This is a genomic window from Cupriavidus sp. SZY C1, assembly GCF_032190535.1.
Classification (GTDB): Bacteria; Pseudomonadota; Gammaproteobacteria; order Burkholderiales; family Burkholderiaceae; genus Cupriavidus; species Cupriavidus pauculus_C.
The window spans coordinates 157,408-184,100 of record NZ_JAUANU010000010.1; the positions used below are offsets into that span (position 1 = coordinate 157,408).

23 protein-coding genes, 1 pseudogene and 1 other annotated feature are annotated in these 26,693 nt (G+C 66.3%); of the genes and pseudogenes, 9 read left to right on the plus strand and 15 right to left on the minus strand.

Features of this window, described 5'->3' with window-relative positions; translation table 11 throughout:
* Positions 1-2: 2 nt before the first annotated feature.
* From QTN24_RS16875 to QTN24_RS16885, 3 genes are all read right to left on the minus strand, one after another.
* A complete protein-coding gene (locus QTN24_RS16875) occupies positions 3-1,238 on the minus strand; it encodes an FAD-dependent oxidoreductase (RefSeq protein WP_313838438.1) in 1,236 nt (411 codons plus the stop codon).
* Positions 1,239-1,287: 49 nt separating this feature from the next.
* A complete protein-coding gene (locus tag QTN24_RS16880; RefSeq protein ID WP_313838440.1) occupies positions 1,288-1,926 on the minus strand; it encodes an FMN-binding negative transcriptional regulator in 639 nt (212 codons plus the stop codon).
* A gap of 103 nt (positions 1,927-2,029) precedes the next feature.
* Complete coding sequence (locus QTN24_RS16885; protein WP_313838442.1) at positions 2,030-2,992, minus strand: LysR family transcriptional regulator; 963 nt, start codon at positions 2,990-2,992, stop codon at positions 2,030-2,032.
* Between the two features lie 136 nt (positions 2,993-3,128).
* Between QTN24_RS16885 and QTN24_RS16890 the strand changes: the two genes are divergently transcribed.
* A complete protein-coding gene (locus tag QTN24_RS16890) occupies positions 3,129-4,649 on the plus strand; it encodes a CoA-acylating methylmalonate-semialdehyde dehydrogenase (RefSeq protein WP_313838444.1) in 1,521 nt (506 codons plus the stop codon).
* A 15-nt stretch (positions 4,650-4,664) separates the two neighbouring features.
* Here the strand turns inward: QTN24_RS16890 and QTN24_RS16895 are convergent.
* Together QTN24_RS16895 and QTN24_RS16900 are read right to left on the minus strand one after the other, a co-directional pair.
* A pseudogene (locus tag QTN24_RS16895) lies at positions 4,665-6,175 on the minus strand (PLP-dependent aminotransferase family protein).
* A gap of 63 nt (positions 6,176-6,238) precedes the next feature.
* A complete protein-coding gene (locus QTN24_RS16900) occupies positions 6,239-8,884 on the minus strand; it encodes an EAL domain-containing protein (protein WP_313838446.1) in 2,646 nt (881 codons plus the stop codon).
* Between the two features lie 215 nt (positions 8,885-9,099).
* On the opposite strand from QTN24_RS16900, the gene QTN24_RS16905 reads away from it, so the two are divergent.
* Positions 9,100-9,621, plus strand: coding sequence for an Rrf2 family transcriptional regulator (locus tag QTN24_RS16905; RefSeq protein WP_313838448.1), 522 nt, complete (start codon positions 9,100-9,102; stop codon positions 9,619-9,621).
* 63 nt (positions 9,622-9,684) lie between these two features.
* On the opposite strand, the gene QTN24_RS16910 is transcribed toward QTN24_RS16905, so the two are convergent.
* From QTN24_RS16910 to QTN24_RS16935, 6 genes are all read right to left on the minus strand, one after another.
* Positions 9,685-10,896 carry an NAD(P)/FAD-dependent oxidoreductase gene (locus QTN24_RS16910; protein WP_313838450.1) on the minus strand — a complete coding sequence of 404 codons (1,212 nt, stop codon included), beginning with the start codon at positions 10,894-10,896 and terminating at the stop codon, positions 9,685-9,687.
* A gap of 349 nt (positions 10,897-11,245) precedes the next feature.
* The gene (locus QTN24_RS16915) at positions 11,246-12,196 is read right to left on the minus strand and encodes an alpha/beta hydrolase (protein WP_313838452.1); all 951 of its coding nucleotides are present in this window, start codon (positions 12,194-12,196) and stop codon (positions 11,246-11,248) included.
* Complete coding sequence (locus QTN24_RS16920; RefSeq protein WP_313838454.1) at positions 12,193-13,701, minus strand: GMC family oxidoreductase; 1,509 nt, start codon at positions 13,699-13,701, stop codon at positions 12,193-12,195. Before QTN24_RS16920 ends, QTN24_RS16915 begins: the two co-directional genes overlap by 4 nt.
* A gap of 26 nt (positions 13,702-13,727) precedes the next feature.
* Complete coding sequence (locus QTN24_RS16925; protein WP_313838456.1) at positions 13,728-14,342, minus strand: isochorismatase family protein; 615 nt, start codon at positions 14,340-14,342, stop codon at positions 13,728-13,730.
* 156 nt (positions 14,343-14,498) lie between these two features.
* The gene (locus tag QTN24_RS16930; RefSeq protein ID WP_313838458.1) at positions 14,499-15,407 is read right to left on the minus strand and encodes a LysR substrate-binding domain-containing protein; all 909 of its coding nucleotides are present in this window, start codon (positions 15,405-15,407) and stop codon (positions 14,499-14,501) included.
* A gap of 96 nt (positions 15,408-15,503) precedes the next feature.
* Positions 15,504-16,436 (minus strand): LysR family transcriptional regulator, encoded by a 933-nt coding sequence (locus QTN24_RS16935; protein ID WP_313838459.1) that lies wholly within the window; start codon positions 16,434-16,436, stop codon positions 15,504-15,506.
* A gap of 204 nt (positions 16,437-16,640) precedes the next feature.
* Between QTN24_RS16935 and QTN24_RS16940 the strand changes: the two genes are divergently transcribed.
* Positions 16,641-17,510, plus strand: a complete 870-nt coding sequence (locus tag QTN24_RS16940) for an NmrA family NAD(P)-binding protein (RefSeq protein WP_313838461.1) — start codon at positions 16,641-16,643, stop codon at positions 17,508-17,510.
* A gap of 9 nt (positions 17,511-17,519) precedes the next feature.
* Here QTN24_RS16940 and QTN24_RS16945 read toward each other — a convergent pair whose 3' ends face one another.
* Positions 17,520-18,392, minus strand: a complete 873-nt coding sequence (locus QTN24_RS16945; RefSeq protein WP_313838463.1) for a LysR family transcriptional regulator — start codon at positions 18,390-18,392, stop codon at positions 17,520-17,522.
* A 279-nt stretch (positions 18,393-18,671) separates the two neighbouring features.
* On the opposite strand from QTN24_RS16945, the gene QTN24_RS16950 reads away from it, so the two are divergent.
* The 6 genes from QTN24_RS16950 (at position 18,672) to QTN24_RS16975 (ending at position 24,553) form a co-directional block, all read left to right on the plus strand.
* A complete protein-coding gene (locus tag QTN24_RS16950; RefSeq protein ID WP_313838465.1) occupies positions 18,672-19,541 on the plus strand; it encodes a tripartite tricarboxylate transporter substrate binding protein in 870 nt (289 codons plus the stop codon).
* A 17-nt stretch (positions 19,542-19,558) separates the two neighbouring features.
* Positions 19,559-20,800, plus strand: a complete 1,242-nt coding sequence (locus QTN24_RS16955; protein WP_313838467.1) for a CoA transferase — start codon at positions 19,559-19,561, stop codon at positions 20,798-20,800.
* On the plus strand, positions 20,800-21,816 hold the full coding sequence (locus QTN24_RS16960) for a cyclase family protein (RefSeq protein WP_313838526.1): 1,017 nt from the start codon (positions 20,800-20,802) through the stop codon (positions 21,814-21,816). The genes QTN24_RS16955 and QTN24_RS16960 overlap by 1 nt, the downstream gene beginning before the upstream one ends.
* Positions 21,817-21,849: 33 nt before the next feature.
* A complete protein-coding gene (locus QTN24_RS16965; RefSeq protein ID WP_313838469.1) occupies positions 21,850-22,809 on the plus strand; it encodes a tripartite tricarboxylate transporter substrate binding protein in 960 nt (319 codons plus the stop codon).
* 14 nt (positions 22,810-22,823) lie between these two features.
* Entirely contained in the window at positions 22,824-23,684 is an 861-nt protein-coding gene (locus QTN24_RS16970) for a CoA ester lyase (RefSeq protein ID WP_313838471.1), read from the plus strand.
* 350 nt (positions 23,685-24,034) lie between these two features.
* The gene (locus tag QTN24_RS16975; RefSeq protein WP_313838473.1) at positions 24,035-24,553 is read left to right on the plus strand and encodes a hypothetical protein; all 519 of its coding nucleotides are present in this window, start codon (positions 24,035-24,037) and stop codon (positions 24,551-24,553) included.
* Between the two features lie 149 nt (positions 24,554-24,702).
* Here the strand turns inward: QTN24_RS16975 and QTN24_RS16980 are convergent, their stop codons facing one another.
* From QTN24_RS16980 to QTN24_RS16990, 3 genes are all read right to left on the minus strand, one after another.
* Positions 24,703-25,134 (minus strand): hypothetical protein, encoded by a 432-nt coding sequence (locus QTN24_RS16980; protein ID WP_313838475.1) that lies wholly within the window; start codon positions 25,132-25,134, stop codon positions 24,703-24,705.
* Positions 25,135-25,392: 258 nt separating this feature from the next.
* Positions 25,393-26,343: an IS3 family transposase gene (locus QTN24_RS16985; protein ID WP_313838477.1), complete on the minus strand. Its 951-nt coding sequence runs from the start codon at positions 26,341-26,343 to the stop codon at positions 25,393-25,395.
* Positions 26,235-26,351: a sequence feature (AL1L pseudoknot), on the minus strand. It overlaps the preceding gene by 109 nt.
* Complete coding sequence (locus QTN24_RS16990) at positions 26,306-26,524, minus strand: transposase (RefSeq protein ID WP_313838528.1); 219 nt, start codon at positions 26,522-26,524, stop codon at positions 26,306-26,308. Its footprint overlaps the feature before it by 46 nt. Before QTN24_RS16990 ends, QTN24_RS16985 begins: the two co-directional genes overlap by 38 nt.
* Positions 26,525-26,693 lie beyond the last annotated feature (169 nt).

The following is a 26,693-nucleotide window of genomic DNA, read 5'->3' on the forward strand; positions in this document are numbered from 1 at the left end:
AGTCAGGGTTCTCCGGCCAGCGCCTGCAGCGGCACCGACGCATCGGCGAAGCGCGCCGGATCGATCTGCTGGCGCCCTTCGACGAACGCCTTCGCCACCCGCATCGGCATGGCAATCTCCCTGACCGCACCGAGCGCGCTGACGCCGACCGTCGTGCCGCCATCGTCGGTGGACAGGTAGAGCCTGCTGTCGCCGATGGCCCGTTCGACGTGGCGCGTGCCCAGGACCGGCAGCCCCGACACCTGCAGCGTCAGGTCGAACTGGTTCGACCAGAACCATGGCACGTGGCCATAGCGCACCGGCTGCCCGACCATGCTGCGCGCCACGGCATCGGCCTGCTCTTCCGCGCTCTTCCAGCTTTCCAGGCGCAGCGGCTGGTGGAACAGGTCGCAGAAATAGCGCGTGACGTCGCCGCAGGCGTAGATGTCGGGGGCCGAAGTCTGCAGGTGCGCATCCACCACGATGCCGTTGTCGACCGTCAGGCCCGCCGCCTCGGCGACGGCCGTGTTGGGCCGCACGCCGATGCCATAGACGATGACGTCGCACGCAATGCGGGTGCCGTCGGCCAGCACCACCGTTTCGGCGCGCGCCTGGCCCTCGATTGCGGCCACGCGCGCGCCGAAGCGAATCTGGACGCCCTTCTGGCGGTGAAACGCGATCAGCGCGTCAGACACCGGCGCCGGCAGGCTGCGTCCCAGCGCGTGCGGCGCCGCTTCCAGCAGTTCGACCTGGCAGCCTTTCTCTACCGCCGCAGCGGCCACCTCCAGCCCGATGAAACCCGCACCGATCACGACCACCCGGTTGCCGGCCTGCAGCGACGCCGCGATGCGCGCGGCCTGCTCCGGCGTGCGCAGCCCTTCCACGCCGGGCAGGTCGGCGCCCGGTATCGGCAGCGCGATCAGGTCGGCACCCGTCGCAATCAGCAGCTTCTGGTAACCCAGGGTGTCGCCACCATCGAGCGTGACCGTCCGGGCGGACGGGTCGATGCGCTGCACCGTCCGCCCCAACCGCAGGTCGATACCGTTCTGCTCGTACCAGTCCATCGGAAAGAACGCGCAGGCGTCGTGAGACTTCTTGCCCAGCAGCACGGCCTTCGATAGCGGCGGCCGGTCGTAGGGCACGCGGCCCTCCTTGCCGACCATGGTGATGCCGCCGGTCCAGCCGTGCTTGCGCAGCGCCTGCGCCGCCTTGCATCCGCTGTGGCCCGCGCCCATGACAATGATGCGATCAGAACTCATGCTTCCCCTGGAGTTGGCTTGCCATACACGGCCCCTGGCGCGCAATGGCCTACCGGGGGTCCTCGGTGATCGCGTCGAGCATCGCCTGGCCCATTGCAACGTCGCCCTGGGCTTTCAGCGCCTCGCCGGCACTGCGCTTGTCGCGCAGCTCGCGGTTCTGGCTCAGCTTGAACTTGCCGACGATTTTCTCGATTTCGATCTCGATACCGACGATCGCCTTGAGCATCGTCTCGATATAGTCTACCGGGGAGTCGCCCATCTTCCACGGCTTTGGCTGGGGCGACTCGTGCGTGCGCGTCAGCCTGGCCACCACGCCGCGGACGTAGCGCTCGTCGTCGCGGATCGTGATCTTGCCGTGCGCGTGGACCACGCGGTAGTTCCACGTGGGCACCTGCTTCTTGAACTCGTGCTTGCTCGGGTACCAGTTCGGCGTGATGTAGGCGTCCTCGGCGCGGAACACGACGAGCACGTCGTCGCCATTGCGGACGTCGGTCCACACCGGGTTGTTGCGCGCCACATGCCCGTGCAGCACGCCCTGCTTGCCGGGCGGCAGTTCGAGTTCGAAGGGAATATGGTTGGCGTCGAGTCCGCTGGCGCCGTTCGTCACCAGGGCGGCAAACGGGTGTTCGCGCATCAGGCGATGCAGGGCGTCGATGTCGGGGACTGCGAAATGGGCCGGTACGTACATGGTGGGTTCTGGCTGGGGGGTCGATGTGGGCGAATATTGCTGGCGTAATGGGCCTGCTTGAAGAGCCATTTTCGAACGACTTCACTAGACCAGTATTCGACCGTCAGCGGCCATGTGACGAAAACCCCGCCTTGAACGCGGCGCGCAGGTAGTCGACAAACACTTGGCTCACCCGGGACGCATGGGCGCTGTAGGGCCGGATCGCGTACAGCCATTCGCCGAACGCGCCGGTCGACTGCCAGTCGGGCAGCACCTCGACGAGCTGGCGCTTTTCCAGCGCGCTTTGCGCACTGAAGTCCGGCAGCAGGGCGATGCCCAGGCCGGCGATGGCCGCGTCGCGCAGCGCCTCGCTGTTGTTGACGCCCAGCGGCCCGCTGACCGCCACCGTGATTGGATCCACGCGGCGCTGATGTCCGCCCTTCGCCGGGACAAAGGTCCACGTCACCGCCCCGTGCGCGCGCGGGTAGTGCAGGCACTGGTGGTCAGCCAGCGCGGCCGGCGAGGCCGGCGTGCCGTGGGTCTTCAGGTACTTGCCGCTGGCCACCAGCACCGTGCGGGTCTGCGACAGCATCCACGCCACATGGGTCTCCGGCGGCGCGGCCGTGTGGCGGATGGCCATGTCGAACCCTTCCTGCGCCAGCGCGCGCAGCCGGTCCGACATATCGAGTTCCAGGCGGATGTCGGGGTACGTGGCCAGGAAGCCGGGCAGCAGCGGCACCAGTTGCTGGCGGGCGAAGGCCACCGGCGCCGTCACCCGCAGGATGCCCCGGGGCGTCTCGGCCAGCTCGCGCACGTTGGCAAACCCATTGGCGATCTGTTCGAACGCCCCGCGCGTCGATTCGACAAGCTGGCGCCCGGCGTCCGTGAGCGCCGCGCTGCGCGTGGTGCGCTGCACCAGCATGATGCCGGCCGAGCGTTCCAGTTCGGCGATGCGCTGGCTCATCGACGCCTTGCTGACGCCCAGCCGGTCCGCGGCCTTGCTGAAGCTCCCCTGCTGGTCCAGCACCGCCAGCCAGTGCAAGTGCTCCCACAACCGCTCCACGCTGTCCTTGCCCGCCTTCGCCATGGCCACCCCCATTATTTTGCAAACCGGCATTTCACTGAATCAAAATCCTAAACAATAAGTTTGCGTTTGGCCATCTACCGCGCCCGGCCGCCGGTTCCTACACTGCAGCCGTTGACTCGCACCACTATCGAAGGAGATGCCCGTGACCGCCCCATTCACCAGTTCCGCCGAAGTCGTCCACTACGTTGCCGGCAAGCCCTACGTGGGCCACGGCGCGCAGACGCAGGCCGTGTACAACCCGGCGACCGGTGCGGTGGCGCGGCAGGTCCGGCTTGGCGACAGCGAGGACGTGGACGCAGCCGTGGCCAGCGCCAGGGCCGCGTTTCCGGCGTGGGCCGATACGCCGCCGATACGCCGCGCCCGCATCATGCTGAAGTTCCTGGAGCTGATGAACCGCGACAAGGACGCGCTGGCGGCCATCATCACGGCCGAGCACGGCAAGGTGCTCAGCGACGCCGCGGGCGAGGTGAGCCGCGGCATCGACATCATCGAGTTCGCCTGCGGCATCCCGCAGTTGCTCAAGGGCGACTTCACCGACCAGGTCTCCACGGGCATGGACAACTGGACGCTGCGGCAGCCGCTGGGCGTGGTGGCCGGCATCACCCCGTTCAACTTCCCGTGCATGGTGCCCTGCTGGATGTTCCCGGTGGCCATCGCGGCCGGCAACTGCTTCATCCTCAAGCCCAGCGAGCGCGATCCGTCGGCATCGCTGTTCATGGCCAACCTGCTCAAGGAAGCCGGCCTGCCCGATGGCGTGTTCAACGTGGTGCAGGGCGGCAAGCCGGTGGTGGACGCGCTGCTCCATCACGACGACGTGCGCTCGGTGAGCTTTGTCGGTTCCACGCCTATCGCGAACTACATCTACGAGACCGGCGCCCGGCTGGGCAAGCGCGTGCAGGCGCTGGGCGGCGCCAAGAACCACATGGTCGTGATGCCCGACGCCGATATCGACCAGGCGGTGGACGGCCTGATCGGCGCCGCCTACGGGTCGGCTGGCGAGCGCTGCATGGCGATTTCCGTCGCCGTGCTGGTGGGTGACGTGGCGGACAAGATCATCCCCAGGCTCAAGGCGCGGGCGCTGGAACTGGTCATCAAGAACGGCATGGAGCCCGACGCCGAGATGGGGCCGGTGGTGACGCGCGAAGCGCTGGAGCGGATCGAGAACTACATCGGCATCGGCGTGCAGGAAGGCGCCGAGCTGCTGGTGGACGGGCGCAACTACCGCGTCCCCGGCCATGAGAACGGCTTCTTCACGGGCGGCACACTGTTCGACCACGTGACGCCCGACATGCGCATCTACCGCGAGGAAATCTTCGGACCGGTGCTGGGGTGCGTGCGCGTCAAGGACTTTGCCGAAGCGGTCAAGCTGGTCAACAGCCACGAGTTTGCGAACGGCGTGGCCTGCTACACGCGCGACGGCCAGATCGCGCGCGAGTTCAGCCGCCGCATCGAAGTGGGCATGGTGGGCATCAACGTGCCCATCCCGGTGCCGATGGCATGGCACGGCTTTGGCGGCTGGAAGCGCTCGCTGTTCGGTGACATGCACGCCTATGGCGAGGAAGGCGTGCGCTTCTATACCCGCCAGAAGAGCGTCATGCAGCGTTGGCCCAACGACACGGCGCGTGGCGCGGAATTCGCCATGCCCACGGCGAAGTAAGTCCGGCCCGCCGGCCTAATGCGCGCGCCGCCGGGCAGCCTTGCCGCCGGCCTGCTCGGCGATGATGGCCGCCAGCGTCTTGACGGCCCGCTCCATCTGCTCGTTCGAGTAGCCGCCCAGGCCCAGGATCAGCCCCGGGCGCCCGTGGTCGGCATACATCGGCGACACGGCCCGCACCGAGACGCCTTGCTCCAGCGCCCGCGCAGCCACGGTCTCGTCACGGACCGTATCGGCCAGCCACAGGACAAGGTGCTGCCCTGGTCGCCGGGCTGGACCCACGCGTGCTCCGGCGGGATCAGCCGCGCGATGATGTCGATCAGGTACGCGTGCCGGTCGGCATACACCAGCCGCACGCGCCGGATGTGCCGGTCAAGGTGGCCCTCGGCGATGAACGCGGCCAGCGCGTGCTGGTCCGCGCTGGGCGGATGCCGGTCCATCAGGCTGCGCGCGCCGCAGAACGACGCCACCAGGTGCTCCGGCACGATCACGTAGCCCAGCCGCAATGACGGAAACAGGATCTTGCTGAAGGTGCCCAGGTAGATGACCCGGTCGGGCGCCAGCCCCTGCAGCGACGGAAACGGGTGCCCCACGTAGCGCAGTTCGCTGTCGTAGTCATCCTCGACGATCCACGCGTCATGGCGCCGCGCCCACGCAACGAGCGCGGTGCGGCGGGCCATGCTCAACGGCATGCCCAGCGGATACTGGTGCGAAGGCGTGACAAACGCGGCGCGCGCGTCGTCGGCCATGCGCACGCCGGCGTCCACGTCCATGCCGGCCTCGTCCACGGGCACCCGCACCATCCGCTCCCGCGCGCCCATCGCTTCCAGGATGCCGGTGATGCCGCGATACGCGGGCTCTTCCACCCAGACCCGGACGGTCGGCTCCAGCAACACCTGGCAGGCCAGATAGAGCCCCTGCTGCGTGCCGGCCGTGATGATGACCTGCGCCGGCGAGCAATGCACCGAGCGCGACTTGCGCACGTAGTCCGCAATGGCGGCACGCAATACGGCAACGCCCTGCGGATCGTCGTAACCCGATGGCGCCGCCGCGCGCAGCCCGCGCGTCCGGTTGCCCACGCGCCGCCAGGTATCGTCGGGCGCGGTCGGCCCGACCGGCACCGACACCGCGAACGGAACCGACGGCAGCGGCGAGAACTGGCGGGCAACTTCGGCAAATGCGGCGGCCCGGGGCGGCAACGTCGGCTTGCCTTTCACACGCCGTGGCGCGGTCTCGCCAGCCGTCGGCGCCACCGAGGAGAGCGTCGTCGACACCCGGGTTCCGGACCCGGCCTGCGCCTCCAGAAAGCCTTCGGCAATGAGCTGCTCGAAGGCATCGGTGACCAGCCCGCGCGAAATCCCGAGCGAACTGGCCAGATGCCGGGTCGATGGCAAGGCTTCGCCGGGCTTCAACTCGCCCGCGCGAATCGCCGCCCGCAGCACCACGGTCAACTGCCGACCAAGCTGACCCTGGGCCCGATCCAGGGTGCCGACGAACGGCAGTTCCACGGCCTGTCTGCGTCTGGGCATAAATACTGGCTCACCAATTTGGGTCGATAGTGGGCCTACACCATAAACCAGTGGCGCCGCGCGTCAAGTCACCGCGCTCGCAAACGCCTCGAACGCCCGGGCGTCTACGGGCGGGCAGAACAGGAAGCCTTGGCCGTAGTCGCAGCCAGCCTCCAGCAGGATCCTGCGTTGCGACTCGGTCTCGATGCCCTCGGCGATCACGCGGATGCGCAGCGCGTGGGCCATGCTGATGATGGCGCGGCACAGGGCCACGTCGTCCGGGCCTCGCGTCAGCGACCGGATGAAGGAGCGGTCGATCTTGATGTAGTCGATATCGAGACGCCGCAGGTACGACAGCGACGAATAGCCCGTGCCGAAATCGTCGAGCGCGATCTCGATGCCGGCGGCCTGGAAGCGGGACAGTTGATTGATGACGTCGGCGCCCTGCTCCATCACCGAGCTTTCGGTTATCTCGATGACAAGGCTGCCGACCGGCACGTTTCGACGCTCAATCAGCCCGGACCAGGATTCCGGCCCGCTGGCGGGCGCGCAGAACTCCATCGGCGACTTGTTGACGGACATCTGGAAGCCATTGCCCAGCACGGTCTGCCAGCGCGCCAGTTGGTCCAGCGCTTCCGCCAGCACCCAGCGGCCGATGTCGATGATGAGGCCGGACTCTTCCGCAACGGGGATGAAATCGTCGGGCGGGATGGACCCGCGTACCGGATGATCCCAGCGGATCAGCGCCTCGGCCTTGCAGACCTTTCCGGTCCGGAGGTCGACAATGGGTTGGTAATGGAGGGCGAACTGCCCCGCGGTCAGCGCCGCACGCAGGTCCTGCGTAATGCGCAGGCGCTCTTTCTCGGCGTGCAGCAGCGCCTTGCTGAAAACCTTCGCGCGATTGCGGCCCTCCTTCTTGGCCGCGAACATCGCCTGGTCGGCGCACACCAGCAGCGCCTCGGCGTTATCGGCGTCTTTGGGATACAGGGCCACGCCGATGCTGGCTGACACGACCACCAGTTCGCCGGCCAGCCGGTAAGGTGCCGCGATGCGCTCCAGGATCGCCTGGGCAATGCCCTGCGCCACGCCGACATCGTTGACCGTCGGCAGGATCACGGTGAACTCGTCGCCGGCCAGCCGCGCCACGGTGTCCGATGCGCGCACCGATGCGGCGATACGACGTACGGCCTCCAGCAGCAACTGGTCGCCCTGGTCGTGGCCCAGCGTATCGTTGACCTCCTTGAAGCGGTCGAGGTCGATGAACAGCAGCGCCAGCGAATCCTGGGCGCCACGCGGGCGTTCGATCTCCTGCCTGAGCCGGTCGAAGAACAGCCGGCGGTTGGGCAGATCGGTCAGCGCGTCGAAGTTCGCCTGGTGCCGGATGACTTCCTCCGCCTGGCGCTTCTCGGTCATGTCATGGATCAGCGCCACGCGGCGGCGCTCCCCGTAGGCGTGGGCCAGGTAGGTATCCACCGTCAGGTAGGCCGGAAACTCGCTCCCGTCCTTGCGCCGCACCGCGATCTCGCCGCTCCATTTTCCCGTGGCCTCCACGGCGGCCCGCAGCCGTTCGATCAGCCCGGGCGTCGTTTCCGTGCCGCCGAGGCTGTAGCCAGAGCGCCCCCTGACCTCGTCCGCCGCATAGCCCGTGGCCGCCGAGAACGCCGGGTTCGCGTCGATGATGGTGCCGTCCAGCGATGTGACGACCATCGCCTCGCTGCTGGACGAGTAGACCAGCGACGCCAGCCGCATCTCTTCCATATGGCGCTGCCGCTCGGCCATGGAACGGCGCAGGCTGTAGTACAGCAGCCCCAGCAGCAATGTGGATGCAATGGCGCTGGCGAAGGCAATGCGTCGGTACGACTCGTACGGCGCCAGCACAAGATCGATCGACTCGCCGACGACGAAGTTCAGCCCGAACTCCGGCATGCGGTAGTAACCGAAGAGACGCTCCACGCCTTCGGAGCCGGACACTCCGCGGAAGCTACCGGCCACGGGCGCGTCGCTGGCCAGGTAAGGCCGGTTGTTGGTGACCGCCCTGCCCAGCGCGCCTTCCAGTGCCGGGACCCTGGCCATGACCTGGCCGGACGTCTTGATGACCGACGCGACTTCGCCGTCGAGCGAGGTAAAGGTCTGCGCAAAGCTGGCGAACTGTTCGGGACTGACCGACACCACGATGACGCCGTCGAAAACGCCACCGCGCAGGATGGGACGGGTGAACTGGATCGACCATTTGCCGGAGACCTTGCCCTTCACCGGGTCGCTGATAAACAGTACGTCCCGGCCCCCGGCGTTCTGATGGACGCGAAAATGCTCGCGCTTGCTCAGATCGACCTTCTCTCCGCGCGCCGGGGAACCGATGGACGAGTAGACGAGCATGCCGTGCTTGTCGATCACCGCCACCTGGAACGACAGGTCCACCACCAGGTTCTCTCGTTCCCGCACCAGCTCGACAAAGCCGTCCTGGCCCACCAGCCAACTAGCCCGCAGGTCGAGCAGGAACTCGGACAGCCGCAGGATGCTGGATTTGGAATAGGCGCCAAACGCGCGGGCTTCCGCCTGGGTGCGCTCGGCGGCGACATGCAGCAGGCGGTCGCGCTCGCTCACAAGCTGATAGGCCGCGAACGACCATGTTGCGATCAGCCATGCCGCCGCGGCCACGTTCAATGGGGAGAAAACCTCGCGCAGGCGCTGCAGCGCCCAGCCATATCGGGTGGCGAACGGTTCTGGCATCAAGGGGGGTCGCGGGGCGGCGAGTAATTTGAACCGATTATCAGGCTAGTCGAGGCCGGCTGACGCGACAAGCTGTGCCCATTTCGCGCGTGTCCTCGCTGGCGAGTGGCCGTCGGGCGCAGATTAATTCACATTTTCGGCATATAACCCGCGGTTGCTGCCGCTTGCCTGCTGGTGTAGGCTTCCAACTACGATTTAGCCTGTCCGAGTTATATATGTCCCACATCAGCACGGGTGTGGAGTACGGCCTGCACTGCCTGCTCCACCTGTCCCGCTCCAGCATCGCGGTGGAAGAAGCCAGCGTACGCGACCTCGCCGACTTGCAAGGCATCCCCCACGACTTCCTCGCCAAGCTGTTCACCAAGCTCGCGAAGGCCGGGCTCGTGGTGGCCACCGAAGGCATCAAGGGCGGTTTCCGGCTAGCGCGGCCGCCGTCGCGCATCACGGTCCATGACGTCGTCGTCGCCATCGACGGAGACAAACCGCTGTTCGAGTGCCGGGAGATTCGCGAGCGCAACGCTGTGTTCGAAGGCTGCGCACCCGCGTGGGCCACGCGCGGGGTCTGCTCGATCCATGCGGTGATGCAGTCGGCCGAAAAGGCGATGCGCGCGGAGTTGAAGAACCACACGCTGGCCGATATTGCCGAGCGTACCGTGGAGAAGGCGCCCGCTGCCTACGGCGGTCAGGTCGTACAGTGGCTGACCGATCGCGCGGAGAATCGGCGCGGTAGCCGGTAAGGTCCAGCAGCCGATAAAAAAGGGCGATCCCGGTGGATCGCCCTTCTTCTTGCTGGCGGCCGGTCAGGCCACGACGATACGGCGCGGATCGGCGGATGCCAGCGCCTCGGCCCGATTGGCGCTCGGCGGATAGATCCACTCCGTGTTGATCCGGGTCTTCAACGCCTTGGCTTCGGCGCCGGACAGCTTGACCTGGCGGTCCCACCCTTCCGTGTACACCGCGCCCCATGGGCCCAGGTCCAGGCAGGTGACGTATTTCGGCTGGCTGTACGGGATCGGCGGCTGGCCCAGCAGGTCAGCGGCCACGTTGTGTCCCGCCGAGCGACCGAGGTTCATCGCGTGCTGGCAAGACATCATGGTCACGTTGCCGTCGTCATCGGTGGCGGCACGGGCCACGTCACCCGTGGCGTAGACGTGGTCCACGCCCTCCACCTGCAGGTTGCGATCGACATACAGGCGGCCGAAGTTGTCGCGCTGCCCGGGAATCTGGTCAGTCAACGCGCTGGCCCGTGCGCCGGCAGTCCAGATCACGGTCTGGGCCTGGATGCGCTCGCCGCTCTGCAGCGTGACGCCTTGCGCGTCCACCGATGCCACGCCGGAGCCCAGCTTCCACGTCACGCCCAGTTCGGTCAGCGCCTGCGTGATGACGGGGCGCGGGCCCTGCCCCAGGTCCGGGCCGATCTCGTTATTGCGCTCCACCATGATGACGCGCACGGCGGCATCGGCACCCAGCACCTCACGCAGCCGCGCGGGCATCTCGGCCGCCGTTTCGATACCGGTGAAGCCGGCGCCAGCAATCACGACAGTGTTCCGGGCCTCGCAATCGGGCCGGCTCGCCAGGCCATGCAGATGCGCTTCCAGCCGGGAAGCATCGGCCACCTGATCGACGTTGAAAGCATGCGCGTCAAGGCCGTCGATCGCCGGCCGGAACAGCCGGCTGCCCGCCGCCAGCACAAGGCGGTCGTAGCCCAGCGTCTGGTGCGATGTATCGGCGCCCACGCCCTTGACCGTCACCTGGCGCGCCGCCACGTCGATCTGCTCGACGATGCCCTGCACAAACCGCACACCAGTGGCTGCGAAGATCTCCAGCAGCGGCGCCTTCATCTTGAGCGGATGTTGTTCGTAAAGGCGGGGCCGCACGTGCAGCGCAGGCTCGGGCGCCACCAGCACGATCTCCACATCGGTGCGCGCGGCCTCGTCGAGCAGACGGGCCGCAGCCAGGGCGCTCCACATGCCGGCAAAGCCGGCGCCAATAACAAGAATGCGTTGTGACATCACTACTGCTCCTGATCGATTCTTTACTGCACTGACCAGCGGCGGCGCCGCCCGGGTATCCGCGCCGCGTCAATCGCCACGCCTTAACTACGATTCTAGTAGTCGCAGTTAAGGCGTGCAAGAAGTTTTCTTGCAGGGGTCTTGCGATCCCCTTTTGCGATCACAGCATGCGGGTAACCGCTATCAAATCTAGGACTGTGATAGTCGTAGTAACGCGGCGCGCGATCTTCTGAGCCTGCGCCACCTGTGCCGACGTGGCGTTAGGGGAACGGAGAGGAACTGCGGCTGGGGCTACCGAATGCACGCCGGCGCGCTTTCGCCCATCCCTGCCAGTCTTGCTGGCGGCAACCTACAGGTGCTCGACCACAAACGCCGCCACCCGATCCAGTGCGATGCGTGCGCTCTCCAGTTCGGCCACGTTGAAGTGGAACACGTGATGCAGCCCCTGCCAGATCTCCAGCGTCACGGTATTGCCCTGCGCGCGCGCCTGCCCGGCGTAACGCAGCGCATCGTCGCGCAGCAGTTCCTCGCTGCCCGCCTGGATGTAAAGCGGTGGCATGCCGTGCGGAATGCCGAACAGCGGTGAAGCCATGGGATGCGTCGGCACCTGACCGCCCAGATACTTCCGGGCGCTGTCCGCCAGGTAATCGCGCGTAAGCAGGACGTCGCGTATTATTGGGTCGTTCATGCTGGCGCCCGACAGCGACAGGTCGGTCCATGGCGAGAAAACCGCGCCCGCCCGAAGTTCCGGCAGGCCGGCATGTCCCTCGGCGCCCGCCGCCTTCACCAGCGAAGCCATCACTGACAACGACAACCCGCCGCCAGCCGAATCGCCGACGACTGCCAGCCGCCGCACGCCCTGCCTGGCGAGCCATTTCACCGCGGTCAGTGCGATGTCGTGCGCCACCGGCAGTGCTTGCTCGGGCGCCAATGGATAGTCGAGCACCAGCATTGGCCGGTTCGTGCGTGCGACGATCTGGCTCGCAAAATGCCGGTACGCGGTGGCGGAGCCAAGGACGTAGCCACCGCCGTGCAGATAGAGCACGGCCGCGTCCGTGACCCGTTCCATGCCGGACGGGAACAGCCACCATCCCCGCGCCTCGGCGTCGTCTACAGCCATGGCGGTCACGCCGTCTGCCGGGGGCGTTGCCGCGACAAAGCGGTCGTAGGTGGCGCGAAGGTCGTCGCTGGATTGCACGGTCCAAAACTGGACGAACGCGTCCAACAAGGCCCGCTCCGCTTCCGCATCGGCCTCACGCAGCGGTATGAGTTGGGTGGTACCCCAAGCTGTCGTCATCATCGGCTCCAGTCGGTCACGCGTGCGGCGATATGCTCCGCCGCCATGATGGTCGTGAGGTTGGTTGCCACGGACGGAATCTCGGGCAAGATCGACGCGTCGACGACATGCAGCCCGCCAATGCCATGCACTGCGCCCAGCGTATCGACGACGGCGTGGGGGTCCCCCACCGCCCCCATTGGTGCCGTCGACGTGGCGTGCTGATAGGTATCCAGCCCGGCAACGATGGCGGCTTCGAGTTCGGCATCGGTCTGCACGCTGCGCCCCGGCTCCATTTCGTGCGCGACGAGGTTCGCAAATGGCGCCGTGGACCCGATGCGCCGCGACAGGCGCACGCCCTCCAGCAGCCGGCGCCGGTCGCGCGCAGTGGACAGGAAATTGAAATCGATACGCGGCGCGACACGCGGATCGGCGCTCGCCAGCCGTACCGTGCCCGTCGATTCCGGCAGGGTCAGCGCGGTGGCCAGCACGATGGCGCCGCCCGTGGGGGTCGCGGCGGGGTCCCAGATATGCGTTGCGGAGACGTGCAGGTCCAGTTCGTCCGGCGCGGCGGACTGCGAGCGTGTCCACAGGATCGCGCCAGCCGCCGGTGTCATCGCACTGAACTCGCGCCGCAACGCGTAGACGTTGTAGTAGAACGGATGGTCCATCAGCCGACGTCCCACCGGCAAATCAGCAACCGGTGCGATGCCGAGCGCGCGCAGGTCGTCGGCGGGGCCGATGCCCGAGCGCATCAGGATCGCGGGACTGCCGTAGGCGCCGGCCGACAGCACGACCGCACCGGCCGCGATCAGCGTGCCGTCGACAAGCCGCACGCCGCACGCACGGCCGCCTTCCAGCAGCACGCGATCGACTTCCGCCTCGGCACGGATTTCCAGATTGGCGCGGCGGCGCACATCGGCCGTCAGATAGGCGATGCCGGTGTTCTGCCGCACGCCATCGACCACGTTGAGCGGATAAGGACCGACACCGTGCTGGGCGTCCGCATTGAAATCGGCGATACGCTCGAAACCCAGCGCGGCGGTGGCGTCGACGAAACCGCGCAGCGACGGCGTCAGGGCTTCGGCCGTCATCTGCCGGACCGGCAACGGACCGTCCCGGCCATGCCAGGCGTCGTCACCATAGGGTGCCGATTCGAGCTTGCGAAAGCTTTGCAGGACTTCCGCCGCAGACCAGCCAGTAATGCCGCGCCGCGCCCAGCGGTCGAAATCCGCGGCCCGGGCCCGCATCGCCACGGCAGCGTTGATGGCGGAACTGCCGCCAAGCACGCGGCCCCGGCGCGCGTGAATCGCGTGGCCGATGGCGCCCGACTCCGACTTGTAGCCCCAGTCATGCGCGGCGTCGCCGCCGACGTTGTCGGCCAGGGCCAGCGCATCGGGATAGCCAGACGGGCGGTAGGCCGGGCCCGCTTCCAGCAACAGCACGCGTCGATGTGGCACGTCGCTGAGCCGGCGCGCCAGCACGGCCCCCGCGCTGCCGCCGCCGACGATGACGATGTCGTGTTCCATGGTCGCTCTCCGGATCGACACCACGCTCAGACGCGCGAGAAGTACTGCTTCAGGCCGGACACCAGCCCGCCGAACGGCATGCCAAGCGCGGCGTAGACGGCCTGGGCCTCCGGAGCAGCGTTGTCGGCCAAGATCTCGACCGCCACGTTCGAATAGCAGACCGGCACCACGCCGGCCTGCTGCATGCGCGCCACGCCCATCCGCACCTGGGTCTTCGAGAAGCCGCCAGAGGCATCGATCACGGCGAAGCTGTCGTACCCGGCGTCGAGCGCGGACATGGCGGGGAACGCCAGGCACACGTCGGTAGAGATGCCCGTGACGACCAGCTTCTTGCGGCCCGTGGCCTCCACCGCGGCCACCACGCGCGGCTCGTCCCATGCGTTCACGGTCGTGCGTTCGATCACGGGCACGCCCGGCAGCGCTTCGCGCAGCGCCGGGATCATCGGGCCCCAGACGTTCTCGGTCGTCGTGGTAACGATCACGGGCACGCCAAGCGCCACGGCGGCCTTTGCCAGGCCAACCACGTTATGCGTCAGCTCCAGCGTGTCGATATCGCGCACGCCGGTGTAAAGGCCGATCTGGTGATCCACCAGCAGCAGCACGGCGTTGTCACGGGTCAGGCGGTTGTTGCGAGGGGGCATGGTTCTCTCCGTTCGGTTGGTACCGCTCCGGCATCGGTCGCGGCGTGAGAACCACTTTACAAATGGGACGATGGAAAAACAGCGAGGCAAAACAGGAACCATCGTCCCATTTTTGGGATGATGGCAGCGATGAACGCAGGAAACGCGCCGCCAGTGCTACTGGACCAGCAGTGGCACCTCTTCGGCCAGGAACTCGCTGAACGCCCGCACGGACGGCAGCAGCCCGCGCCGCGACGGCATCAGCAGCGTCAGCGTGGCCACGCCCGCGATCCACTGCGGCAACACCCGCACAAGCTTGCCGGCCGCCATCTCGGCCTTGCCGACATAGCCGGGCAGCGCGACGATGCCCACCCCTTCGCACGCGGCTGCCTTCAGCGTGGCCATGTCGTCACTGACCAGCGACGGGTCGTATGTCACCGCATGGATCTGTCCCGCATGCCGGACGTCGCGCAGGTTCCATACATAGGCGTCCTGCGGCGCGCCCAGCGCGATGGCATCGTGCCCGGCCAGCGCCTCGGGCGAATCCGGCGTCCCCCTGCGCTTGAGATAGCCGGGGCTGGCGAACAGCGTCCAGGGAATCTGCGCCAGCGGGCGCTGCACCAGTGAAGAATCGGGCAGCGGCGCCATATGCGCGCGCAGCCCCATGTCAAAGCCCTCGTGCACCAGATCCACATGCCGGTTCGTCGCGTGCTCGACGATGCGCACACGCGGATGCCGGGCCATGAAACGCGGAATCAGCGTCGCCAGCACCAGCTGCGCCACTGCCACCGAACACGTGAACCGGATCGTGCCGCTCGGCTCGGCCGTGCGCGTGCGCACGACGTTCTCCGCGGCCTCCGCCTCCACCAGCATCGCCAGCGCGTGGCGATGGAACTCGGTGCCGAGCTCGGTAATCACGAACCGGCGTGACGTGCGCTGGATCAGACGCGCACCCAGCGCCGCCTCCAGCGCGAGAATGCGGCGGCTGATGCTGGACTTCGGCACATCGAGCACGCGGGCGTCGGCGGTGATGCCCTGGTGTTCGACGACCTTCGCAAAGTAGTAGACGTCGTTGAGATCGATCATGGGGGTTGATGCGGTCGAATGGGGGACGGGACATCCGGGTCAGCAACGCCGGGGATGATACGCGCGGGCTGATGAGCGCCGCGATCTCGAACAGCGCTAGCCCTTGCCAAAGCGGCCATTGGCCCCCGTCAATCCGACCATGAAATCCAGGAACGCCCGGGTCTTTGCCGGCACGTGATGTCGGGACGGGTAGTACGCGTACAACGGAAAACGCTCGTCGGCCCACTCGGGAAAGAGATTGATCAACTGGCCGGCTGCGATCAGCGGCTCGGCACCCAGCAGCAGCATCTGCGCGATGCCGGAGCCGGCGAGGCACGCATTGAGCAGCGCGCCCGGATCGTTGACCGTGAGGCGCCCCCGCGTGTCCACCACAAGGCGCTTGCGCCCGCGATGGAACTCCCAGGCGAATGGCTTGCCGGTCTCCGGATTGCGGAATTCAAGGCACCGGTGGTCTCGGCTTTCCAGGTCCTGCGGTTTTGCCGGCCGTCCCCGGCGAGCAATATACGCGGGCGCCGCGACCGTCACGATGCCGGTATCCAGCAGCTTTCGCGCGACCAGGCTGGACGCCCGCGGTTCGCCGAATCGCACGGCAAGGTCGAAGCCGTCCATGACGAGGTCGCCCAGGCTGTCGCGCGCGATGAGCTCGATTTCGAGTTCCGGATGCGCGTCCATGAATGCATCGAATTGCTGCCCGAGCACGGCCCGGTAGACGACAGGATCCAGATTGATTCGCAGCTTTCCGCGCACGGCTGAGGCGCTGCCCGCAGCCGCTGCGGCCGCTTCCTCCAGGCCGGCCAGATGGGGCATGACCTCTTCGTAGAAGCGCCGGCCCTCTTCCGTCAGCGAGACGGAGCGCGTGGTTCGGTTGAAGAGCCGGATGTTAAGCCGCTTCTCCAGTCGCGCAATCGCCCGACTCACGCCCGGCGGCGTCATGCCGATGACTTCCGACGCAGCCGCGAATGTCCCGGCATCCACCACGGCGGCGAACACGCTGATGCTGCCGGACAGTTTCTCGCTACGCGATCTCATTGTGGTTCAAGTGAATAGGCGTGGAAGAGCGCGGGCGACCCACCCGCGGCCGAGGCGCGCCACGGTGCGGCGATGCCGGGCGTCTGCGGCGATCATGCCAAATTGATGACGTGTTGTCACTTATCTGATGCCGTCCCTGTCATTTTGTTTGGCTCGGTGAGTAGCCAGAATGCGTCCGGCGTATTCACTCAAGGAGAACGAGCAATGTATGCAATCACTGGAATCACCGGAAAGGTCGGCGGCGCATTGGCCCGCGAGTTGCTGGCGTCGGGCGGGTCAATACGCGCCGTCGTGCGCGACGCGACACGGGCCGGCTCATGGGCAAAGCGCGGTTGCGAGATCGCGACGGCCGTGATGGAAGATGGTTCGTCGCTCGCCGCCGCGTTCGAAGGTGCGACGGGCGTCTTTATCCTGCCGCCTTCGGAGTTCGATCCGGCGCCCGGCTTTCCCGAGGCGCGCAAGGTCATCGAAGCCGTGTGCACGGCGCTGCTGAAGGCACGGCCCGAAAAGGTCGTTTGCCTGTCGACGATCGGCGCTCAGGCCGACGAGTTCAACCTGCTGACCCAGCGTACGCTGATGGAGCAGGCGCTGCGCGAGATGCCGATGCCGGTCACGTTCCTGCGGCCCGGCTGGTTCATGGAGAACGCCGCGTGGGATGTCGCGTCCGCGCGCGACGATGGCGTCATCGCCAGCTACCTGCAGCCGCTCGACAAGCCGGTGCCAATGGTTGCCACCGCAGACGTAGGCCGCGTTGCGGCCCAGTTGTTGCAGCAGACATGGCACGGTGTGCGCGTCATGGAGCTTGAGGGCCCCCGGCGGGTCAGTCCCAACGACCTCGCTTCGGCCTTTGCCCGCGTGCTGTCCCGCCCGGTACGCGCGGAAGTGGTCGACCGGCCGATGTGGGAAGCACTGTTCCGCGCGCAGGGCATGAAGCATCCGCTGGCCCGCATGCGCATGCTGGATGGCTTCAACGAAGGCTGGATCGATTTCGAAAGCAGTCCTGACCACATCCTGCGCGGCCACGTTGCACTGGACACGGTTCTGGGCGAGCTTGTATCGCTTCGTCCCGCTTGAACCCACCGATCACAGACGTTGAATCGCGCTACGGAGCGTTTCCAGCAGCGCTGCGATGACGCGATCTTCTGCCGGCGCGATCCGCGAGACGAACGATATCTGGCGAGACGGTGGCGCGTCGCCCAGCGCTATCACGCGCACGGGGAATGCCTCAAGCAGATAGGGGTCGGGCTGCGGCAGCACAGACACGCCCAGCCCGCGCGACGCCATCGCAACGATGGCGGGAATGGACAGCAGCTCGATACGCGAGCGCGTATCGGGCGCCGTGCGGCGCACGAACTCGGCCGCCGCCGAGCCGGCGATGGTCGACGTATCGAAGCGAATCCATTCATACGCCTTGAGCAGCGCCTTGACGGTGCGGGCCGTTGAATCGAGCGGCGCTACCAGCACGCACGGCTCGCGGAACAGCGGCGCCCAGCGCACGCGCGCGGAAGCGCCGGATTCCGGCTGGGCCACCACGGCGGCGTCGATGGTGCCGGAGCGCAGCGCTTCCACCAGCGCGGTCGATCGGCCGCGTTCCAGCCGCACGTCCAGATTGGGATAGCGCTCGCGGACCAGCGTGGTGAATGGCGGCAACAGCTTCACCTGCATCGGCTCGATGATGCCCAGCGTCACCTTGCCCTCCACCACGGGCGCGGAACGGCGCCGCAGCGACTCCATCGCATGGATCGCACCGTCCAGCGTGGCGCTCACCTCCAGCGCAAACGGCGTGGGCCGCACCTGGAGCGCCGAGCGGTCGAACAGCGGCTGCCCGAAATACGACTCCAGCTGTTTCATCTGCAGGCTGACGGCGCTTGGCGACAGGTTCATCTCGGCCGCCGCCCCGGCAAAGCTGCCGCAGCGCAGCACCGCAGCCAGCGTCTGGAAGCACTCCACCTTCATGAGTTTTTCTCACCGATAGGTTTAAAAACGTCACTTTAGCTCAATCGCCGGCGTGGCTAAGATGCTTGGCAGACGGTGTCGATCCAACAGGCGCCGCACCGCACAATATCTGGAGACAACTTTGTGATGCCGCATCGCCCGCGTCTGCGCACCCGCGCCACCTCCTTTCTGGCCCTTCCCGGAATCCCGTCCCTTGCCGTCCTTGCCGCCGTTGGCCTGACTTTCGGCCTCACGCCGTCCGCGCATGCGGCGGACGCGGGGATTCCGAAGTCCATCCGCATGGTGGTGCCCTTCCCGCCCAGCGGCAGCAACGACGTGTTCGCGCGACTGGTCAGCGACAAGTTGTCGAAGAAGCTTGGCGTCACGGCCATCGTCGACAACAAGCCCGGTGCCGGCGGCGCCATCGGTGCCGAGTTCGTGGCCCGTTCCGCGCCCGACGGCGCGACGCTGCTGGTCACGTCTTCCACGCTTACCGCCAATGCCGCCGTCCAGCCGAAGACCAGCTACGACGTGAACAGGAGCTTCGCGCCCGTGGCGATGCTGGCCAGCGGCCCGATGGTGCTGGCCGTGTCCGACAAGTCGCCATACAAGACCGTGGGCGACCTGATTGCAGCCGCCAAGAAGGACAAGGGTGCGATCAACTACGGATCGGCCGGCGTCGGATCGATCAACCAGATGTCCAGCGAACTGCTGGCCGGCGACGCCGGCATCGAGTTCACGCATGTGCCCTACAAGGGCATTTCCAACGCGCTGACGGACCTGATCGCCGGGCAGGTGCAGTTCGTGATTGCCAGCTTCCCGTCGGTGGCCACGCAGGTGAAGAGCGGCAAGGTGCGCGCGTTGGGCGTGACGTCGCCGTCGCGCTCGCGGTTTGCGCCGCAGTGGCCATCGGTGGCCGAGACCGTACCGAACTATTCCGCCGAACTCTGGTGGGGCGTGTTCGCGCCGGCCGGCACTCCGCAGGCGCTGGTGGACAAGCTCAACGCCGAGATCCGCGACATCATCGCCACGCCCGAAATGCGCGAGATCTTCTCGCGCGAGGGCGCCGAGCCGTCCGCGATGACCGCGGCCCAGTTCGCCGAGCATATCCGCCGCGACAGCGCGCGCTGGAAGCAGGTGGCCAAGGCCCGCAACATCACCGCCGAATAATTCACCGAGTCTTTCCCATGTTCAGGCAGCAACCCCTGGCGCCCGACGCCACCGGACCGCTCGACGGCATCCGCATCCTCGATCTTTCCCGGCTGGTGGCGGGCAACACGCTGACGATGGCGCTGGCCGACCTGGGCGCCGACGTGCTCAAGGTAGAGCCCGCCAGCGGCGACACGCTGCGCGACTGGAAGGTCAAGGACGTGCCCACGGCGTGGAAGGCGTACTGCCGCAACAAGCGCAGCCTGTGCCTGAACTTCCGGGCCGAAGGCGCCATCGACGTAATCCTGGACCTCGTGGCGCACGCCGATGTGTTCGTGGAAAGCTTCAAGCCAGGCACGCTCGAATCCATGGGCCTGGGGCCCGACGTGCTGATGGCGCGCAACCCGAGGCTGGTCATCGTGCGCGTTTCGGGCTGGGGCCAGGACGGCCCGTATTCGCATCGCCCCGGCTTTGGCACGCTGGTGGAAGGCATGTCGGGCTTTGCGTCGATGAACGGCTTTGCCGACCGCGAGCCGGTGCTGCCGCCGATCTACCTGGGCGACATGACCGCCGGCCTGTATGGGGCGATTGGCGTGCTCAGCGCCGTGCGCAACGTGGAAGTGCGCGGCGGCGTGGGCCAGGTCATCGACCTGCCGCTGCTGGACCCGATCTTCGCCATCCTGGGCGCGCAGGCCGCCAACTATCGACTGACCGGCAAGGTCAAACCGCGTACGGGCAGCCGATCCACCAACAGCGCGCCGCGCAATGCCTACCAGACGGCGGATGGCAAATGGGTGTGCCTGTCGGCATCGACGCAGGCCATGACCGAGCGGCTATTCCGCGCCATCGGCCGGCCCGAACTGATTGCCGATCCACGCTTCGCCACCAATGGCGAGCGCGTAAAGCATGCCGCGCTGCTGGACGGCATCATCGGCGAATTCCTGGGCACGATGACCCAACCCGACTGCGTGGCGTTCTTCGACAAGGCCGGGGTGACGATTGGCCCGATCTACGACATCGCCGATATCGAGCAGGACCCCCACTTCCAGGCGCGCGATATCGTGGTGGAGATTCCCGATGCCGAGATGGGCCAGATTCCCGTGCATAACATCTCTCCCCGGCTGGGCGGCACCCCGGGCACTTTCCGGCGCGCGGCACCTGCGCTGGGCGAGCATTCGGTGGAAGCGCTGCGCGCCGCCGGCCTGGACGATGCACGCATCGCCGCGCTGCGCGCCGCCGGGGTGGTCATTGACGCCAGCGACGCCGGCAAGGATCGATGATGGCCACGAACCCACGCTGGACGCATCGTCCGGAAGGATCCAACTGGGGCGACTTTGGCCCCGACGACCAGCTTGGCCGGCTCAACCTGATCGGCCCCGCGCAGGTGCTGGCCGCCGTACGCGAGGTACGCGAAGGGCTGATGTTCTCGCTCAGCCTGCCGCTCGACGTGCCGCGTGCCGGCGTGCTGAACCCGCGCCGCCGTCCACCGACGCTGCATCCATCGGAGAAAGACGGCCAGCGGGTGTTCAACCGGCCAATGGCTGGCGATACTCCCGGCGCCACCGATGTGATCAGCGACGACCACGTCACGCTGTCACCGCAGTACTCGACACAGTGGGACGCCCTGGGGCACGTGAACTGCCTGTTTGATGCCGATGGCGACGGCCACGCCGAAACGGTGGGCTACAACGGCTTCTCGGTGGGCACCGGCAGCGCGGCCGATGGCACGTTCATCGGGGCACAGGCGCTGTCGATTGCGCCGATGGCGGCGCGCGGCATCCAGGGGCGCGGCACGCTCGTGGACCTGCACCGGCATTTCGGGCCGGCCCGTCGCGCCGTGGGCTACGACGACCTGATGCGCGTGATCGAGGCCGATGGCGCCGACGTGCGGCGCGGCGACATCCTCTGCGTGCATACCGGGCTGGCCGACATGGCGCTGCAACTGTCCGCCACTGACGATCACGCCGGGCTGCGCAACGCCTGCGCCGTGCTGGACGGCACCGACGCGCGGCTGCTGCGCTGGATCGACGATGCCGGGATTGCCGCCATCGCCGCCGACAACCATGCGGTGGAAGAACGCCGCCACGCCCTGCCGCCGGGCACGACCGGACCGCTGCTGCCGCTGCATGAGCTTTGCCTGGTCAAGCTTGGCATACCGCTGGGCGAGATGTGGCACCTGACGCCGCTGGCGGCGTGGCTGCACCAGGCCGGGCGCGCATCGTTCCTGCTGACCGCGCCACCGATGCACCTGCCGCGCGCCGTGGGATCGCCGGCCAATCCGATCGCCACTGTCTGACGATCGCCACAATTCCAACCTGGAGACCTGTTCATGCATCCGACCTGCCGCAAACTGCTGGTCGCAGTGGCCGCGTGCGCGCCGCTGCTGGCCGCCGCTGCCTATCCCGACCGCCCGATCCGCATGATCGTGCCCTATTCCGCCGGCGGTGGCGCCGACAACACGGCGCGCGTGATCGCGCAGCGCATGAGCGCGTCGATGGGCCAGCAGGTGGTCATCGACAACCGTCCCGGCGCAGCCGGCGTGATTGGCGAGGAAGCTGTGGCCAAGGCCACGCCCGATGGCTACACGGTGCTCTACGACGCCTCGGCGTTCGCGGTCAATCCGAGCCTGCGCAAGATGTCGTTCGACCCGCTCAAGGATCTGGTGCCGATTTCGCTGGTGGCCACCGCGGCCAACATCCTGGTCGTGCCGCCCAATGCGCCATACAAGACGGTCAAGGACTTTATCGCCTATGCCAAGGCCAATCCCGGCAAGCTGACGTTTGCGTCGGCAGGCTCGGGCAGCGGGTCGCACCTGGCGGGCGAACTGCTGAACGCCAAGGCCGGCATCGACCTGCTGCACGTGCCGTACAAGGGCGGTGCGCCGGCGCTGACCGACGTGATGGGCAACCAGGTGTCGGCCTATTTCGGCAACGTGGCATCCACGCTCAACTATACGAAGAGCGGCAAGCTCAAGGCGCTGGCGGTGACGTCGCTCAAGCGCAACCCTGGCCTGCCCGATACGCCGACGCTGGCCGAAAGCGGCCTGCCGGAGTTCCAGGTGCTGGAATGGAACGGCGTGTGGGTGCCCAAGGGTACGCCGCCCGACGTGGTGGCGCGACTGGCGAAGGAAGTGCAGGACGCCGTGGCCGACCCGCAGGTGCAGGACAAGCTGCGCCAGATGGGGCTGGAGCCAGTCGGGAACACGCCGCAGCAGTTCGGCAAGTTCGTGCAGGGCGAGGCGGCACGCTGGGGGGCGCTGGTCAAGCAGCGCAACATCCGGGCCGAATGACGGTGAGGACGATCATGCGCAGCAAACTGTTTGTACCGGGATCGCGCCCGGAGCTGTTCGACAAGGCACTGGCCAGCGCCGCCGATGCCCTGTCGTTCGACCTGGAAGACGCCGTGGCCGAGCCGCGCAAGGCCGAGGCCCGCGCCGCGCTGCAGGACCTGCTGGCCTCGGGCCGCACGGCGGCATCGTGCAAGACCCTGATCGTGCGCGTGAACGCGCCGGACACCGCGCACTTCGCGCCCGACATCGTCGCCGTGGTGCGCTCCGGGCTGCATCTGGTGAACGTGCCGAAGGTGGAGGAAGTCGAGCAGGTGCACCTGGCCGCCCACGCCGTGGCGCAGGCCGAGGCCGCCAACGGCGTGACCACGCCGGTGAAGCTGCTGCTCAATATCGAGTCGCCGCGCGGGCTGCGCAAGGCGCATGAACTGGCAGCCGCCGATCCGCGCGTGGCGGGGCTGCAGCTCGGCTATGCCGACCTGTTCGAGCCGGCCGGCATCCACCGGCGCGAGACCCTGGCCGTGGCACAGACGATGTATCTGATGCGCATGGCCGCCGCCGAAGCTGGCGTATTCGCCTATGACGCCGCGTTCGCGGATGTAAAGGACGCAGACGGCTATCGCGCCGAAGCCGAACTGGCACGCCGGTTGGGCTATCTGGGCAAGAGCTGCATCCATCCAAGCCAGATTGCAATGGCTAACGCCGTGTTTCAGCCAACCGAGGCAGAGATCGCCGCGGCAAGGCGCATTGTGGCGGCCGCCGACGAGGCCGACGCCAAGGGCGTGGGCGCCTATCTGGTCGACGGCAAGATGGTGGATCGCCCCTTCGTGGAGCGCGCCCGCACTATCCTGGCAGCGTTTCAGGCGATGAGGGAGTAGCAGACCAGGGCTATAGCCGTACGCCTCGCCGCCCTGCGGGCACGAATACCCCCTGATGGATGGGTGTTTAGTTGGCGCAACACCATAGACCGCTTCGGTTCTGAAGTCCTCTATGGCGCCGACAAGCCCTGCTTGGGTAAGCCGAGGGCGGGGACCGGCCAGTAGCAGCTGGTCAGACGGATGATCCCCCATGCCCGTTGCGTTTATATGCTCACGACCTATTGTTGTGATTCTCGGAACACATTCTTTCGGTTCTGCGGTTAAACGTTAACCGAGGTTATCCGTTAGTGAATCGCGTCATACGTTGTGGCCCTTGGGCCAGATCACGCGAAATTTAAAGGATAACCATAATGTATTTTGGTGTTGTTACAACGGTCTCGCCCCTGGCGACTACAGAGCTGCCGTCGAACGCAGCTTCCTCTTCACCAGTTGCGCAGGACAGGCCCGAGGCGACGCGTCCTGACGAAAATAGCTTCGCCACAAAATCCGATGGTACGCCGAAGTCCGCATCCGACCGGATTACGATGTCCCATGGCGGCCGTGTCTTGTCGAAAACGGAAGACAAGGATGCGACGACTCGGGCGATCGAGGACAGCAAGTACCCTGACGCGATCAAGAAGCTGATGATCAAGATAAGAGACCTTCAACAACAGTTGCGCGACAAGGCAGCCGAGCTACAAGAGGCGGCGTCCGACCAAAAACTGCCAGCCCGTCAGCGCGAAATGAAGGTTGATGCCATCCGGAGCGCCGTTGGAACGCTGTCTTCGGCCATCCAAGCTGCCACGGCTACGCTCAACGACACCATGACGGCAATGCGACTCTCAAGCGACGACCGTAAGCAGATTGCTACCATGATCTCGGCGATCTAAAGACCATTTCCAGCGTTCGCAGTTGACTACGGTTGGCGGGAGGCGGTTGCTTTTCGGCTAATTGCCGACGGTCGTTTCAGTGGCCAAAATTTGGCACTGTGGCACATCGCCTTCATTCGGAACTCCTGCTCACAACGGTATCCGATGCCCTACTCACCCTCCGGCGCCCGTTCTTTGAGGGTGGCAAGGGCATCTATCAGCCGCTTCGCATTTTGCTCGTCCTCGACGTAGATCCGGGCTAGTGTCCGGCTGCCAGAAGATCTCGGCTCCACCACGAACCACTTGTTCTTTTGGTAGAGGCGCGTTTCCGCAATTGAACGATAATAAAGCCTCGTGCCCTTCCGAATAGCTGTGGTAGTCACTGAGTTAAAGCCTGGCGTGGTCACTGCATTAGAACCGCTCCCAAACTCAACGTATCGTTCCGTCACGTTCACTGACTCCGGACGCTTCTTGTCTGGTTGTTCATACAAAACGCGCTCCACGATGGCCTGTGGACTGTTCACCGCGGCGGCTTGGTAATGGATGCGTGTGGCGCAGGCACTTAATAGCAGAACCGGAATCAATAGATAGTGGGATTTCATTGCAGTCAGGAGGGAGTTCGGACGCAATTCTGATCAGATTCTTGTTTGTTGTCACGCCCGTTTGGGCGTCAGCATCCAAAATATGACATCCTGCTTGCCTTCGAAAGAAGGCAAGCCAGTTTCCTACCAGCTTCGAATCCAGGGCCTCGTAACACCGGCTGGGCCGCTTCCCTTGGATATCGGCGCTCACCGTTCGATACCCGGTCTCCCGACGGGCCCGAATGTGAACCGCCCCGGCTTTCGAGGAGTCCGGTTGGTTTAAGTTGAGGCCGCCACAGCGGCCTCGCTGGCGAGTTGCCGCCAGTAGTTTGCCTCAGCTTCAGCCGGAGGGATGTACCCGATGGGCTCAAGCAGTCGGATGTGATTGAACCAGTGCACCCATTGCAGGGTGGCCAGTTCCACGGATTCCCTGGACTTCCAGGGCGCTCCGCGGTGAATCAACTCGGCTTTGTACAGCCCATTGATGGTCTCGGCCAGCGCGTTGTCGTAGCTGTCGCCACGACTACCGACCGAGGGTTCGATTGCGGCCTCGGCCAGACGCTCGGTGTAGCGAATGGACAGGTATTGCGAGCCTCTGTCGGAATGGTGGGCCAAGGCATCGGAGCTGGCCGGTTGGCGGTCATACAGAGCCTGTTCCAGGGCATCCAGCACGAAGACCGTACGCATGGTGCTGCTCACGCGCCAGCCTACGATTCGCCGCGCAAATACGTCGATGACGAACGCCACATACAGCCAACCCTGCCAGGTCGAGACATAGGTGAAGTCCGACACCCATAGTTGATTGGGCCGCTCGGCTTTGAAAACCCGCTGGACCCGGTCTATTGGGCATGGCGCGGAGATGTCCGGCGTCGTGGTCCGCACCACCTTGCCACGGCGTACGCCGTGCAGCCCCAGCCGCTTCATCAAGCGCTCGACCGTGCAGCGCGCGACACGAATGCCCTCGCGGTTCATCTGCTTCCAGACCTTGTCGGCACCATATACCCCTGCCAGTTGGCGTGCCAGATGCGTTTGACGTCGGGGATGAGCGCATCGTCGCGTTGGGCGCGCTTGCAGCGCAGTGCTGGGTTGCGTTGCTGTGCTGCGTGGCGCCGGTAGCAAGACGGGGCCATCTGCAAGACCTTGCAGATGGGCTCGACCCCGTACGCATCGCGGTAGCGGTCGATGTACGCCTTCACGACTTGAGTCGGCGGTCGAGCTCCGCCTGCGCAAAAAACGCGCTGGCCGTCTTGAGAATCTCGTTGGCGCGGCGCAATTCCTTGACCTCGCGCTCCAGTGCCTTGAGGCGTTCGCGCTCGCTGCTGGTCAGGCCCTCGCGTTGCCCATTGTCGACCTCCTCACGCTTGACCCAGTCCAGCAGCGTCTGCGGTACGCAGCCAATCTTGGGCGCGATGGATTCAACGGCTGCCCATTTGAGACCAACGGGGGAATGTCTGCTTCTAAGCGAAGCGAAGGGCGGCTAAGGGTCGGTCAGAGACGATCTTTCTGCGTACCTAGCGACCCCAACACAACAGGAATCCGACCGACGAACTCCTGCTCCGTTAAGTCTTCGCTCTAACGCA